At 59.4% G+C, this 14,289-nt stretch carries 15 protein-coding genes and 1 tRNA gene; 7 read left to right on the plus strand and 9 right to left on the minus strand.

Features of this window, described 5'->3' with window-relative positions; all coding sequences use genetic code 11:
• Positions 1 to 61: 61 nt before the first annotated feature.
• The gene (locus ACT4ML_RS18590; protein ID WP_444722204.1) at positions 62 to 631 is read right to left on the minus strand and encodes a hypothetical protein; all 570 of its coding nucleotides are present in this window, start codon (positions 629 to 631) and stop codon (positions 62 to 64) included.
• Positions 632 to 667: 36 nt separating this feature from the next.
• On the opposite strand from ACT4ML_RS18590, the gene ACT4ML_RS18595 reads away from it, so the two are divergent.
• Positions 668 to 1,303: a hypothetical protein gene (locus tag ACT4ML_RS18595; RefSeq protein WP_444722205.1), complete on the plus strand. Its 636-nt coding sequence runs from the start codon at positions 668 to 670 to the stop codon at positions 1,301 to 1,303.
• Between the two features lie 119 nt (positions 1,304 to 1,422).
• Here the strand turns inward: ACT4ML_RS18595 and ACT4ML_RS18600 are convergent, their stop codons facing one another.
• The 7 genes from ACT4ML_RS18600 to ACT4ML_RS18630 all read right to left on the minus strand — a co-directional run bounded on the left by ACT4ML_RS18600 (position 1,423) and on the right by ACT4ML_RS18630 (position 9,131).
• Positions 1,423 to 5,052, minus strand: a complete 3,630-nt coding sequence (locus ACT4ML_RS18600) for an Eco57I restriction-modification methylase domain-containing protein (RefSeq protein ID WP_444722206.1) — start codon at positions 5,050 to 5,052, stop codon at positions 1,423 to 1,425.
• A 325-nt stretch (positions 5,053 to 5,377) separates the two neighbouring features.
• Positions 5,378 to 5,560, minus strand: coding sequence for a hypothetical protein (locus tag ACT4ML_RS18605; RefSeq protein WP_444722207.1), 183 nt, complete (start codon positions 5,558 to 5,560; stop codon positions 5,378 to 5,380).
• Between the two features lie 449 nt (positions 5,561 to 6,009).
• The gene (locus ACT4ML_RS18610) at positions 6,010 to 6,369 is read right to left on the minus strand and encodes a DUF7344 domain-containing protein (protein ID WP_444722208.1); all 360 of its coding nucleotides are present in this window, start codon (positions 6,367 to 6,369) and stop codon (positions 6,010 to 6,012) included.
• 91 nt (positions 6,370 to 6,460) lie between these two features.
• Positions 6,461 to 7,129, minus strand: a complete 669-nt coding sequence (locus ACT4ML_RS18615) for a helix-turn-helix domain-containing protein (RefSeq protein WP_444722209.1) — start codon at positions 7,127 to 7,129, stop codon at positions 6,461 to 6,463.
• Between the two features lie 169 nt (positions 7,130 to 7,298).
• Positions 7,299 to 7,760 (minus strand): response regulator, encoded by a 462-nt coding sequence (locus ACT4ML_RS18620; RefSeq protein WP_444722210.1) that lies wholly within the window; start codon positions 7,758 to 7,760, stop codon positions 7,299 to 7,301.
• A gap of 221 nt (positions 7,761 to 7,981) precedes the next feature.
• On the minus strand, positions 7,982 to 8,287 hold the full coding sequence (locus tag ACT4ML_RS18625) for a HalOD1 output domain-containing protein (RefSeq protein ID WP_444722211.1): 306 nt from the start codon (positions 8,285 to 8,287) through the stop codon (positions 7,982 to 7,984).
• Positions 8,288 to 8,657: 370 nt separating this feature from the next.
• On the minus strand, positions 8,658 to 9,131 hold the full coding sequence (locus ACT4ML_RS18630; RefSeq protein WP_444722212.1) for an Lrp/AsnC family transcriptional regulator: 474 nt from the start codon (positions 9,129 to 9,131) through the stop codon (positions 8,658 to 8,660).
• A gap of 301 nt (positions 9,132 to 9,432) precedes the next feature.
• Here ACT4ML_RS18630 and ACT4ML_RS18635 point away from each other — a divergent pair, with 301 nt between their 5' ends.
• The 6 genes from ACT4ML_RS18635 (at position 9,433) to ACT4ML_RS18660 (ending at position 13,184) form a co-directional block, all read left to right on the plus strand.
• Positions 9,433 to 9,759 (plus strand): DUF5785 family protein, encoded by a 327-nt coding sequence (locus tag ACT4ML_RS18635; RefSeq protein ID WP_444722213.1) that lies wholly within the window; start codon positions 9,433 to 9,435, stop codon positions 9,757 to 9,759.
• 72 nt (positions 9,760 to 9,831) lie between these two features.
• Positions 9,832 to 10,602, plus strand: a complete 771-nt coding sequence (locus ACT4ML_RS18640) for a GTP cyclohydrolase III (protein WP_444722214.1) — start codon at positions 9,832 to 9,834, stop codon at positions 10,600 to 10,602.
• 84 nt (positions 10,603 to 10,686) lie between these two features.
• Positions 10,687 to 11,289, plus strand: coding sequence for a CBS domain-containing protein (locus ACT4ML_RS18645; RefSeq protein WP_444722215.1), 603 nt, complete (start codon positions 10,687 to 10,689; stop codon positions 11,287 to 11,289).
• Positions 11,290 to 11,390: 101 nt separating this feature from the next.
• Positions 11,391 to 12,614 (plus strand): phosphoglycerate kinase, encoded by a 1,224-nt coding sequence (locus ACT4ML_RS18650; protein ID WP_444722216.1) that lies wholly within the window; start codon positions 11,391 to 11,393, stop codon positions 12,612 to 12,614.
• Positions 12,583 to 13,098, plus strand: a complete 516-nt coding sequence (locus tag ACT4ML_RS18655) for a GNAT family N-acetyltransferase (RefSeq protein WP_444722217.1) — start codon at positions 12,583 to 12,585, stop codon at positions 13,096 to 13,098. Before ACT4ML_RS18650 ends, ACT4ML_RS18655 begins: the two co-directional genes overlap by 32 nt.
• Before the next feature lie 12 nt (positions 13,099 to 13,110).
• Positions 13,111 to 13,184 (plus strand) — tRNA-Thr (locus ACT4ML_RS18660).
• A gap of 749 nt (positions 13,185 to 13,933) precedes the next feature.
• Here ACT4ML_RS18660 and ACT4ML_RS18665 read toward each other — a convergent pair.
• Positions 13,934 to 14,289 (minus strand): PGF-CTERM sorting domain-containing protein (locus ACT4ML_RS18665; RefSeq protein WP_444722218.1); only part of this gene is annotated, 356 nt, incomplete at its 5' end.

Genomic DNA, 14,289 nt, shown 5'->3' on the forward strand with positions numbered 1-14,289 from the left:
AATACCTCGGCTGGTTCCGGGAGATGGTGGGTGAGGACTCCAAAACAACGCTCGATTCTCGTTACCGCAATTGCTCGAGGATCTGCAGGAACCGAAACGCAGGTTCACCATACGTCTTCGTCTCTTCGGCTGCGATGGCTCGAAGTTCGTCGACGCGTTCGGTGTAGGTCTCGTTGATGACGAGATCGATCGGTTCGGCATGCTCATGTTCGTCCTCGAAGTCAGCGGAGAGTTTCTCGAGTCCGTCGGTGAGATAGCCGTCCGAGAGATACGGTGCCCAGAGCTGGAAGATGTACTCGTCGGCGTCGTCGAACACCCGCGTCACGTAGTCGTAGTCCGACCGGAACTTAGCCTCGAGTTTCTCAAGGGAGTACTGGTAGCTGTCGTTGCCGTAGTCAGCCCACTTGTCGCCGTCCGGCGTCCCCGAGTACGCCGAGCCGTTGAGGTGGGTGATGACCTCGCAGGCGTAGACGGTCTGGGTGCCGTCGCTCGAGTCGATCGCGACGACGTCGATCTCCATCTGTTCGCCGGCTTCCTTGGATCTCGAGTTGTAGCTGACGACCTCGGCGTCGGTGATGAGCTTGTGGTACGCACCGACGATGAGTTCGCCTATTTGAGCGTCTGAGACCATCCGTAGTCACCCAGTTGAGGACGTATCGTCGACACGGTGGCTCTCGAAATCGATTCGATCGATCGTTTCGTCAACCTGGGCCAAGAGATTCTCTCGAGAGAAGTATCGAACGAGATTCAACTTCAAACACGCTCGGGCGGTTGCTCGCCGTTTGCGTGCCTCCTCGGAATCGGTTCGTTCTCGGAGTTGGTTCGATTCGATGGCGGAAACGGCATCGCTGATCGACGTTCTGGCGATATCGTCGTAGACGGTTCCCGTGTCGAGGTCTTTGAGCCAGAGCGTCCAGTGAAAGCCGTCCGTTCCGATACCGACGAGCACGCCCGGCGGTTGGTTTCGTGCGTATTTGCAGAAGGTATCGTTAGCCAAGTACGCGGCGATATTCTCTGTTGCTTTCCCGTGATCTTCCAGCGGCTCACGGTTGATCGCTTTCACTTCGACGACACACGTGAGTTGATCGTGGACGTTCCGCAGTTCGTAGTCCGGACGTTTTTGCTCGACTTTGGGGTATTGAGACGGCTGACGGCCGAATTGTGGATTACCGGTCGATACGTCGTCCCGATCGGGGTCGGCGTATCCGAGTGCGTCGAGGCACGGTTGAATGAGTTCGTGTTCCGTGAAGTCTTCCGGCGCCTGCTTGATCACACCACCATCGAGTTCCTTCTCCTCCAGTAACCTCCGAAGTTGTGCCCCCTCCTGCCTGTTTTCGAACTCCCTGACGAACGATCGCAGAGCCCCGACGAGCCGACCAGCACGATCGTCGTCTCGTGTGTGATCGAGGAGACTGCTCTGCGTCATGGATGGGGCCCCGTCTCTGCCAGTTCGTCGTACTTCTCGAGCACCATCTCGAAGTACGCCTCGTCCATCAGCCGGGGGTTCTCGACGCAGTGGAAGTCATCGAGCACGAACTTCGTGTCCTCGCGCTCGAGTCCGTAGGCGTGGAACGCGGCCGCGTCGATCTCGGCCTGCAACTCGCGGCGCTCGGCCTCGTCGGTCGCGGGGTCAATCCCACCGAGACGTTCGCGCATTTCGGCGAACTCCTCGCCGTAGCAGTTGAGGCGGGCGGCGCGGGAGGAGATGTAGTGGAACCAATCGTCGCCGTCCGTGAGGCGAGGAACTTGTGACTCCTCCAATTTGTATTGAACAATATGAACGTCGACTTTCCTTCGTAATAGGTAATCAAACGGAATGCTATTCAGCAGTCCAACAATAACAAACGTTTCTTCATCAGAGTATGCTCTATCGTAACAATTGTGTAAGGGAATCTCTGTCAGATCTTCTTCTGTTGGGTTCAATTCGTATGGGGGAAAGGTTTGAAGCGTGTTCACACACACAACATCCTCAGGGAGAACCGTTGCGACCATCGTGCGTTCATTTGTCGACTTCGTAATATCCCGGTAGACTACACGGTATTCGGTGTAGTCTGGTAAAACGTCATCAGGGCTGAGTGGCTTCTCCCGTTTTCGCTCAAGTAATTCATCTACAAACTTCTTCTGAGATTTCGATGTATCTCCACCATCACATTCATCGTAAATCGATTTTTTTAGATTCCCGCTATTGTAGGCCCGTTCTCTAACACGATATTTCGCGCTTTCTTCTGGTTGATCTTCGCCTACGCTCCATAGATATGGGTCAGCTATCTCAATACCTACGCTATCGTCATATTGGAATTGATGTATATTCTTTCCTTCATAAACTGGATACTCCCCTTTCTCCTTATTTTCTATAAATCTGTCTGAGGCACGTGTCCGATCTAATTCTCTACTAATATCCACATTCCATTTGCCATCCAGATCCTTACCTATCGGTTCCTTTTCGCCTATACTTTCAATGATCGATATTTGTTCTGAGCTAGTTACGTTGGGGAAGACTTTACCCTTTAGTGAGAAGTTCTCCAAGACCCCTCGTGGTATATTCAAAGAATGATTCGATAGATCTCGAAGAACCCCAACATCTGTTTGGTCAAAAATTCCTCTAAGGGTGTCTGTCTCGCCACTGTTTCGAAGAGTGATGACTGCGAATTTGTATCTTGTGTCGATGTCTTTGAAAATGCCTTTATTCTCAAAACCAACTAGATCTATTATAGAAAACTCATTTAGCATCTTAAGACGAATGTCCTTTGAAAAAGATCCACTAAAAATAACACCAGGGATTACTTGCGCCACATATCCATCGTTAGAAACCAGATCAAATACTCTTTCCAAGAAAAGTGCCGCGAGATTATTTTCATTTGGATCTTTTTTGCCGTCTACCTCTGGCTTCTGTAACTGATATACTGGACCATCTGTGAAGTACCTCATTTGCTTCTCGGTTTTTTCCTGATATTCTTCCCATTCTCGTTGGATTTCTGGGTCAGATAGGAGTTCCTCTTGTTTCTCATCCTTATCAGAAGGTAGCCTTATTCTGAATTTCTCATCATATTTAACAAAGAAATCGTCACGACTGGCTCGGAGTTGGTCCCAAGGTGGATTACCAACTACAATATCAAATCCACCATCACGATATACTGGAGCAAACTCAAGAATCCAATGGAAGGGATCAAACTCGTCAACTTCGTCAGCGCTTATTCCCGATAAACCTGCTTCACGAAACTGCTCAAACACCTTTTCATCCAACTTTTTACTGTGTGTGGCTATTTGTGATTCAGCGAAATTACGGGCATTCGTGGCTTCCTTCGCACTTCTTGCCTCTTGGTGCCGCTCAATTGCATCAATAACGTCTTTATATAATTCTTTGACCCCCGTGCCAGCACCTTCACCAAAGTTAGCCAAAGTTGCGTCTCTATTATCATTAGCAGATTCGACTAATTCAGTGAACCCGATCAGCGAATTCCCCTGCCGAATGTTGAAGTCGATGTTCGGCAGCGGCTCGACCTCGTGGGGCTCGTCCTCGATGTCGGCCACCATCGAGAGCCACAGCCGGAGCTTACAGATCTCGACCGCACCGTCGTCGATGTCTACCCCGTAGAGGTTGTTCAGGATGATCTGGCGCTTCGCGTACAGCGACTTGCTTCCCTGTCGATCCTGGATCGCCTCGAGTTCGTCACGTGTTCGACTGGCTAATTCCCAGCCCATGCCGTCGGCCTCGAGTTCCTCGAAGTACTCGAGACACTGCAGGTAGATGTCCAGCAATACGTCCTGAGCCGCGAGCAGGAACGCACCGCTACCGACGGCCGGATCGAGGACTCGAGCGTCCTGTAGGATGTCGAAGTACAGCGTCTCGACGTGTTCGGTCTGGACCTGTTCCGTCGGGGCCTGCTGAGTAATCGTCCCGCCGTCGGCGACGGCTTCGCCCGCCGTCGCACCGGCGTCGGGAGCCGAGAGACCGAACACGTCGTCGATCTCGTCGTAATCGGCATCGATCGCCTCGTTCAACTGATCGAGCAGGTAGGGATGGATCGAGCGCCGGGCCATGAACCCGGTGATTTCCTCCGGCGTGTAGTAAGCCCCCATCTCTTTCTGGTTGACCGTTTGCTCGAAGATATGGCCCAGGACGGCGGGCGAGAGATTCTTCGGATCGACGATGTCCAGCCGCTCGTCAACGTTCCAGTTCCAGTCCGAGAGAAAGTCTAGAATACGGCCGAACAGGTCGTTGGTCTCCTCGGTCGAATCGCCGAGTTTCGCGTCCGGAAACTTCTCCTCGACCGGATTCGTACTGAACAACCCGCCGTTCAGATACGGGAGGCTCCCGAACTCGGGATCCTGTTTGCCCTCCGCGAGCAGCTCGAAAAAGAGCGGATGATAGAACTCTTCGTAGACGTCCTCGCCGTCGGCGACGATTCGGTCATGATGTTGGTGGAGATAGTCCGGCTCACGATCGAGCAGCCGCTTTTCCTGGATGAAATAGAGGAAGATCATCCGATCGAGCGTCACCTGAACGTATCGCTGTTTCGCGTCCCCGCGGTCTTCGGGAACGTTGGCGACTTCTTGAACGAGATCGGTCCGTAAGGATTCGAACTGTTCGTAGAACTCGTCGACGATCTGCTGGGTGTCGTAGAGATCACCGTATATCGCCGTCGACGAACCGTACTCGATCTCGTTCAGTTTCTGAAGGATGGTATTCTTCTGTCCGCTCTCATTGGAGAACTGTGATTTGTTGAACGAGAGTTTCTGGTGTTTGATCTGTCCGTGTTGCTGTCCGAAGGTTCGAATTCGTGTGAGAAAGGTGAACTCCTCGAAATCGTTCGTTGCGACGAGGTTCGTATGCCGACGATCGACATCGTTCGGCTTGAAATCGGTCGCGGATTCACCGGGACCGGCCTCGACCAGCGTAATGAACTCGTCGTCAGCGAGTTGGAGGACCAGCGTGTTGTCCTCACTGAGGTCTGGTTTTGGTTCCAGATTCCGTTTCTTGAAGGTAGCTGCGATATCCTCGAGAGAATCCCAGCCCGCGATATCCGTCGTAGTGATTGGCTGGATAGTCATACGGTCATGGAAACATTAGGGTCATATGAAAGTACTGTCCCGCTGCGAGTAGATGGTGGTCTAGAGAATCGACGAACGCAGGATTTGGCAGCACACACAGGCAAAACTACGTCGTTTTCTTGCGACTGAGTTCACCACACCGTTTGCTGCGCGGTCGTTTCTCGAATACGAACAAAACCAGTTTGAATAGAAAATCGTATCGAGCCCCCGTTCACGGACCGACCGATCGACGGCCGATGTCGGCGAACGTGGTGGTGGTGTGGTGGTTGCGGTCGCCACCGCCGACCGGCCGGCTGTCCGCCGGGGCTCGAGTCCGAGCCCCGACCTACTCCTCCCGCTCGAGCAGTCCGGGCGGGACCGAGCAGCCACACGGACCCGCGGTGCCGGTGTGGGGTCCGGTGGCGGTCACGTGGGCGACGGGCTCGCCACAGCGGGGACAGTCGGGGAGCGACGACGAGTCGTCGGTACTCGAGCCAGCGTCACCGCTCGAATCGAGATTGCTACGCATCGCGATCAGGACTCGAGTCCAGTTGCAGCGTCGAGTAGAGTCGTGTCGGGCGATTCGACGGTCGTGCGGGACGTTTATATCCCGGTAGAATGTACGCAATCATGGCTTGCTAACCCTCTCGGGTTGGAAGCCGAGTCTCGGGTGCTGGTTCCACCCGGGACGTTTCAATCGCGTCCCCTGATTCTGGAGATCGGCTTCCGTTCTAACCGTTGACTCGTTGTGACTTATATCTACTGCAAACGGCGTGAAAGAGAGTCCGATCGGGCGCGACCTCGAGCGAGGCTCCCGGTCGCGAACGCGAGCGGAGCGCGATTTCGTCGTCCAGAGAGACGGGTGAAATGGAGGGAAACAGTTCGATACCGACGGCTGCAGACTGATCGTTGGCTACGCGCTACACAGCGGAAAGGACGATCACTGCACCACGACGCTCGAAATGGTTCCGGCCAGCCTCACAGCGCAACTGGCGCTTCAAGCTCAGGGTCAGCGTCAATGACGGCCGAAAGCTGGGGTTGCAACTGGTCGAACTGAGGGGTTGGTTCCACGAGTTGGCGTTCCTGATCGTAGTGAACGAGCGAGAGGCGTTCCAGCTTCGGGATATGCATGTGGTGCAGAGAGACGCGAATCTCCCGCGATTCCTCTTCGGAAATCTCGAGCAGAGGCGCATGATGGTTGTGTTTGACGATCGCCTTCGTGAGATCGTTCACCGTTAGCGACCGCTTCTCAGTTGCGAGAACTGCGAGGATGATACGGCGGTGTCGCTCTTGACACAGTTCAAGAACCGTATCGAACTCGGTGGAGGTCGTAACCATACATGGATAAAGCGTCTCCTTGCGGAAGAGGTGGAGGGCTGTATAGTACTACTTCGAGAGTGGCCCGGCCGGATACGCTGTCCCTGGTGAATTATTCGTCGCTCTCATCGGGATGGCTGATCGTCAACGTACTCGTCACGAGATTGCTGTATGCGGCGCGAAATCGGTTCGAGAGTGTCTGTTGAGCAACCCCCAGTTGGTCCGCCAGTTCCCGCATCGTCACTGCCCGTGGGGTCTCGTAGTAGCCCGCTTCGAGCGCAGCGACCAGCGTCTCCCGTTGCGTCGGCGTGAGGTCGTACTGGGCGCTCGCCATCGGCTGTTCCTGTTCTTGGGTTCGATTGAGTTCGATCGAAATATCGTTTGCATCACAGTAGTCTTGAAATTCGGAGAGGGAGTCGTGGTTATCGAACCGCATTCGCAGTTCCCAGTCTTCCGCTTTGCCGATTGCCTGCATGAGCGTCGCCCCCAGTTCCACATATGCATAGATGATGGTCTCGACGTTGTCCGTCCACTCGGCACGATACAATCGCGCGTCCTCTACCTCGTCGATAACAGTGATGTTTCTCACGGAATCATCGTTCTGAAACGCGACTTCAAACTCCTCGTGATCGCCACCACTCACCCAGAAATACGGCATCAGCCGATCTTCCATCGTCGCCACGACCTGCTCAATCTCGACAATCATCTGTGGCGCCTCTGTGAGTGCGTGGTTCAATGCGAGATCGTCCGACTTGACGGAAAACTCGGCAATAATGCTCATACCACCGATTGGTGGGCAAGCACAATAAGTCGCGGATTCTGGGAACCCTGCGCTCTCTGGATCGAGTGTCCAGTCCAGTACCTGTCGAACACACGTTTCGAGTCCAACGCAGAATAACGGACCCGTCTGACCGACTTCTGAGACGGCATGAGCCGACCGCTCGACGTGATCACGGGTGCTCGCCGTCCTCAGGCTCGCTGGGCGGGAGCCGGACGATCTCGAGCCAGAAGTCCTCGAACGAGCGGACGACGTCGATGAACGCCGCCGATTCGACCGGCTTCTGGACGTAGGCGTTCGCGCGGAGTTCGTACGACCGCGCGACGCGTTCGGCTTCGTTCGAGCCCGAGAGGACGATCACGGGGACCCCCTCGAGTTCGGGATCGGCAGTGAGGTCCTCGAGAAGCCGGTGGCCGTCCATCTCGGGGAGATCGATGTCCAGCAGGATCAGGTTCGGCTGGACGGCGTCGGAATACTCGCCCCGTCGATGCAGGAAATCGAGCGCCTCACCGCCGCTCGAGACGGCGTGGATGCGACTCGCGATTTTCTCGTTCTCGAGGGCCTCGAAGAAGATGCGGACGTGCTCGGGGTTCGGATCGATCAAGAGCGCCTCCACGGGGTGAGAGTCGGTCATCGGACGAGATACTCGGCCTATGCTAGGTGACGGGATGACGTGCATGCTTTCGAACCAAAGGCAATTCGGCTCCGATTCTCACGGTCGATTTCGACGATGAACCGCCAGACAGCCACCGAGAGCCGGGTTTTTCCCGATCGAGCACGCGGACTCGTTCGGTCGACAGTCAGCCGCGGCGATAGTGAATCCGAACTCCGGCGGACCGTCCACGCAGCGCCGCGCTATCGGCCGATGTCGGTTTCTGACTGCATCGACTGCTGCGTTCCGGGTTCGCCGACGGAGACGTCGCCATCGCTCCCGACGGTGATGTCGTAGCCGTTGTATTCGAACGACACCCGGACGGCCCCGGTGTCGGCGTCGCCGTCCGCCGACGAAACGAGCGCGTTTAACGCCTCGGGATCGACCGCGTCGTACAGCGGGGGCTGGAGCTCCATCGGTGCGACGCCTTCGCGGTCCGCGACCGCTTCGACGACGAGGGTGACGGGTGTGCTGGCACTCGTTGCACGGGTAGTGTCGTTGTGTTTCATTATGCCATTGCACCCGTCCTGAACGGATAAAGCCTCGGTCGACGTTCAACTAACACTGAATAGATCGGATGCAGTTTGATAATTTAGTAGCTATCGCTATAATATTCGGCTCATCTCGGTCAGTCTTACCACCGTCTCCGCTCCGAGCCCGCGCTGTCGAGTGGAGAGGTGACGGTCGGTTCGATCGGAACGGCTGACGGCGGGCAGGTCCGTTCGATCCGAAACCGATCGACTGCACCCGTCCTCGAAACGACGTCGGCGTCTGTCGCCGATTTCGTCTCCCGGCGACGACCACGTCGGCGGCTACCGAGGTCTCCCGGCGACGCGTCTCGGCTCGGGCGTTACCGACCGTCTCCTCTCCGAGTTCGAGTCAGGAAAACTCCTTTCCGAAGTGGTTGAACGGCTGAACGTACTCTTCGTCCATCACCTCCGACCGCACGATCTCGAGTCCGCACTCGCGGATCGAGTTCGCGATCTGGGACACGTCGTCCGTGTCCGACCCGACGACCGTCACGTGGTAGTTCTCCTCGCCGGCGAGCAATTTCCGCACCGTGACGACCCCGTGTTTGTCGAGGAGATCCTCGGCGACCGATTCGGACGGATCGCTCGCAGTGCAGGTAAAGAGGATCACGAGCTGATAGCCCGCTCTCTCGTAGTCGATATCGGGAACGTATCCCCGGATAACGCCGGCGTCCTCGAGTTTCTCCATCCGATTTCGCACCGTACCGGCGGAGACGCCCACCGCTTCCCCGATCTCTCTGGTCGTGTTGTCCCGGGCGTCTTTCTGCAGCATGTGGAGGATTCCCCGATCGACCTCGTCGAGTTCGGGCTCGGTTCCGCCCATACGTTCCGTTCCCCGGATTCGCGGATATACGTTGTGTCAGCATGCCAATGGCGAGTCCGGTATGCCGGAGCTCCGGAGGGATGTGTCCCACCCCCGTTGGAGAGGAGTGTGCGCTTCGAGACGGGTCCGGCGCGAGCGCGGTCCGATTGCCGGTGGAGCCAACCGTCCGTCACGTGAAGCGAGCCGAGATCGCCGTCGGTCGACCGAGTTGCCACTGCACACGCCCGGACGTGACCGTCGCCGACGAGGACGACAGCCGCGGAGAGTAATCCTTTTGCGGGTCCCCTGCACACGTCGGAGTATGAGCAGTAACTGGCCGGTCGATCCCGACGGCGAGGAGGGCAGCGAGGGGATGCGCAAGTACGATATGCGGATCATCGCGGACAAGGTCGACGAGGAGGAGGACTTCCCGATGGACCGCGACGAGTTCGTCGAGGAGTACGGCGACTACCCGATCCGGATCAATCACGAGACGGTCGTCGCGCTCAGCGATATCTTCGAGTACGTCGAACCCGCGGAGTTCGAGACGTTGGTCGACATGCACAAGGCCGTCGGCGCGGCGATGCGGGCCGGCGACTTCTGGACGTACCACCCGCAGGGCGAGAATCCGGAAAAGAAACACGCATAACGGGCCGTTCCCCGCATCACGAATCTGGATTACGTATCACTTATACGACGGCGTTCGAAAGAGTCGGTCACCGTGACTAACACGCAGGTGACGCTCGTTCAGATCGACAACTACGGGCCGTGGACCGTGACGCCGGAGCCGCGACGGGAGGCCGACCTCCAGACCATGCAGTCCCGGCTGTTCGCGGACATCTCTCAGTTTATCGGCAATCGCGGCGGCTACACGTTCTTCACTCGCTTCGACAACATGATCGCCGTCACGAACGGCTGCTCGCTCGAGGACCACGCGCTCCTCCAGGAATCGGTCGGCAACCGCTACCCCGTGACGCTCAGCCTCGGCGTCGCGACCGGCACGAGCCCGGTCCAGGCGCTCTCGGACGCGACCGAACGCCTGCAGGAGGCCGGCAGCGCACAGGACAAGAACCGCCGCGAGTGTCTCGAGGGACGGGTCATCGAGGACGACCACCGGACCGCCGACGACGTCCAGATCGCCCACTTCGACGTGATCAACGCGACCGGCAACTACACGGACGAACTCAACGCCTTCGACACCTTCATCGAAATCGAGCAGGGCTACGCGGAACTCATGCGCCACATGCGCCACGCCCACGAGAGCCTCTCCTTCTTCGTCGGCGGCGACAACGTCATCGTCGTCTGCCCCGACCTCGAGGAGCCCGATTACGAAGAGGCGATCGCCCACGTCGAGGCGGCAGTCGACGTCGAGATGCAGGTCGGCGTCGGCCGCGGCGAGAGCGCCCACGAGGCCGGCTTCGAGGCGAAACACGCCCTCGAGACCTGCCGGGCCGACGGGACCCGCGTCGAACTCGAGTGGGAGACGGCCTGAGTCGCGGATCTATTGGACTTCGCCGCCGATTTTCTTAAGTGTAGTGGAGGTAGCTTTTAGCCCGTCCGTGGGTTTCATTCACACATGGAATCGGAACTGTCCGTCAGAGACGTGTTGACGACCGATTACGTCGGCGTCAGCGAGTCCGACGCGATCCGCGACGTCGTTCGGCTCATGCGCGAAGAACGGACGAGTTGCGCGCTGGTCGTCCGCGGCGCGGAGCCGGTCGGCATCGTCACCGAGTGGGACGTGCTCGGACTCGTCGCCGACGCCCGCGATCCGGGCGAGACGACCGTCGGCGACACCATGACGACGCCGGTCATTACGGTCGGCCCCGACCGATCGCTCACCGACGTCGCGACCACGATGGCCCGCCAGAACATCCGCAACGTCGTCGTCGAAGACGAGGACGGCATCGTCGGACTGGTCACCCAGCGGGACGTCATCGCCGCCGCGGGCTCGTTCCAGGCGACGATGACCCCCGCCCGCTCGAGCGAGCCCCCGGTCGACCGCGAACCCGGGGCGACCGCGGCCGCCCGCGCTTCCGAGGAGGGTGACGCCCAACTGCGTCCCAACGGCGGCGACGAGTACACCACGCAGGGCGTCTGCGAGGCCTGCGGCTCGCTGGCTGACTCGCTGTGGGACGCCAACGGACAACTGGTCTGTGCGGACTGTCGAACGGTGTGACCGGTAGTCGGCCCCTACGACAGCGTAGTCCGTGCCAGCAGCCGCCACCCCGTATCTCTCCGATAGAAAGACCTTTCGGGTGGCGCGGTGAGGGGTCGATAATGATCGAGACCCTCGACGACCTGGACGTCGAAGGGACTACCGTCGGTGTCCGCGTCGACGTCAATAGTCCGATCGACGACGGCGGCAGGCTCGCGGACGACGCCCGGCTCCGCGCCCACGTCGACACCCTCTCGGAACTGCTCGACCGCGGCGGCCGCGTCGCCGTCCTCGCTCATCAGGGTCGGCCCGGCGGCGACGATTTCGTCTCGCTTCGGTCCCACGCCGATCGCCTCTCGGAACTGCTCGGCCAGCCCGTCGACTACGTCGATGCGACCTTCACCGAGGCCGCCCGCGAGGCCGTCAGGGGCCTCTCGAACGGCGACTGCGTCGTCCTCGAGAACACGCGCTTCTACAGCGAGGAGTACATGGAGTTCGACCCCGAGCGCGCCGCTCGGACCCACCTCGTCGAGGGCCTTGAGTCCGTCCTCGATGCCTACGTCAACGATGCCTTCGCCGCGGCCCACCGCTCGCAGCCCTCGCTCGTCGGCCTCCCGACCGTCCTCCCCGGCTACGCCGGCCGCGTGATGGAGTCCGAACTCGACGTGTTGGGCTCTATCGAGGAGACCGACGAGCCCCGCGTCTACGTCCTCGGCGGCGCGAAAGTCCCCGATTCGATCGACGTCGCGTGGTCGGTCTTGGAGAAGGGGCTGGCCGATCACGTCCTCACCGCGGGCGTCGTCGGCAACGTCTTTCTCATCGCCGACGGCGTCGACCTCGGCGACGCCAGCTCGGATTTCATCTACGATCAGGGCTACTGGGACGAGATCGACCGCGCCGCCGACCTCCTCGACGCCTACGGCGATCGAATCGCGCTCCCCCGTGACGTCGCCGTCGCCCGGAACGGCGAGCGCCACGAACTCGGCGTCAACGCCCTGCCGCCCGGCGACGAGGAGTCCGCCATGGACATCGGCGGGTCGACGCTCGACTACTACCGGCGGATCCTCGACGACGCCGAGACGGTCATCCTCAACGGCCCCGCCGGCGTCTTCGAGGACGACCGGTTCCAGACGGGGACCAAACAGCTCTACGGCGCCGCCACGGAGATCCCGACGAGCATCGTCGGCGGCGGCGACACAGCCTCCGCGCTGCGACGGCTCGGCATCGACGACTTCTCTCACATCAGCACCGGCGGCGGCGCGGCGCTCCGAATGCTCACCGCCGAATCGCTCCCCGCCGTGACCGCACTCGAGAATGCCCCCCACCAACCCGCAGCCGACGATTGAGCCCGCCGACCGGGACGATCTCGACGCCCTCGCGGACATGTGGGTCCGCCTCGCCCGCGACCAGCGACAGTACGACTCGGCCGTGCGCGCCGACGCCAACCGCGAGACCATGCGGGAAACGCTCGCGGCCTACCGGATCAACGACGGCCTGCTCGTCGCCCGCCTCGAGGGCCGACTCGTCGGCTTCGCTTCGGTCTCGCTCGAACGGGGCTCGCTCGACCTCGACACCACCCGCGGCCTCCTCTCGAACATCTACGTCGAACCCGCCGCCCGCGGTCAGGGTATCGGCTCCGCGCTGCTCGAGGCCGCCGAGGACGCGCTCGCACAGCGGGGCGCGGACAGGATGCTCCTCGAGGTGATGGCCGGCAACGGGGACGCCCGCCGATTTTACCGCCGCGAGGGGTACGACGAGTTCCGGGTGACGATGGGCCGATCGCTCGAGGACCGGGCGGAAAACGATACACACTCAAAGGAGGACGGCTAACCCACGGCCTGCGCCAGGGGAGCATGGGCGGTTCATGCACTCGACTTGTAATCGAGACTTCGTGGGTTCAAATCCCACCCCTGGCTTGAATCCTTCTGTTCAAAGCCCATACTAACTGGTACCGACAGCTTCTGGGGTTCCAAGAACACGGCTAATCCGAACCGAAGGTTCAAACCGCTTCTACAGCCGGGTCGAACGGAGGTGTCGCGGCTTGAGCTCTGAGAGCGACTACTTCGATCAGCTCCCGCCGTGTCCAGAGTGACATCGGATCCTCAGCGACCGACTCGATCACGACTCGACACGCCGTGTCGCCACTGTCGGATGGTCTTCGACGCCCACGAGGGATTCCCGCGATGAGCGAAGCGCTCTGGCAGGAACGTCTCAACGAGGTGGAGTCCGTCTCGAGCCCGAGGTAACTCCGGATCGGTACGATGTCGACGCTGTCGACGAGCTTGAAGCGCTGTCCAACGCCTCCCTTGGGGCGTATTCGATGCGCGCTTCGGCTTGATTGCGCTCGACAATCACCATGCAGCGGCGGAGAAGCTGGAGGTAGCCGCACGAGTGCTCTCCCGCGATCACCCGAAAAGAGCCGTAATTTCCTCGAGAAGCTCAAAGACCGCGTCGACCTGCTGTTTGAGGATGTTGTCGATCTCCAGACGACCGCGGAGAACCACCAGAAACGGACCGGCTAGCTCGTTAACGCGCTTGCGGAGGTCGACACCCGGACGAAGCGCAACAGCGAGCGGGTATAGTGTGCTCTCGCTGGTGGGGTGTAGTGTGCGATAAAAGAAAACCGCGGAAGTTAGGGCCGGCGTGAGCCGGGAGTTGTTACAGCTTAGTTCTGGCGGCGGAGTGCCAGCATGGCAGCGCCGAGCAGCGCGACGAGGGCAACGCCGACACCGAAGCCAGGCGTACCGTCGTCACCGTCATCGGAGCTACCGGAGTCGTCCGAGTCACCGGAGCTGTCCGAGTCGGAGTCACCGGAGCTGTCCGTACCAGAGTCGGATTCGTTACCGGAATCCGAGCCGCTGTCTTCGACAACGTGGAGGGTGCCGCTTTCGGTGGTGTCACCGTAGGTGACCTCCCAGTCGATGTCAGCGGTTGCGCTGGTATCGAAGTCGTAGCTCTCCTCGAAGGAGTCGCCGCTAGCGACTTCGAGTTCCTGCTCGTCGACGACTTCACCGTCGATGG

The organism is Natrinema sp. LN54 (genome assembly GCF_052439245.1).
In the GTDB taxonomy this organism is placed as follows: Archaea; Halobacteriota; Halobacteria; order Halobacteriales; family Natrialbaceae; genus Natrinema; species Natrinema versiforme_A.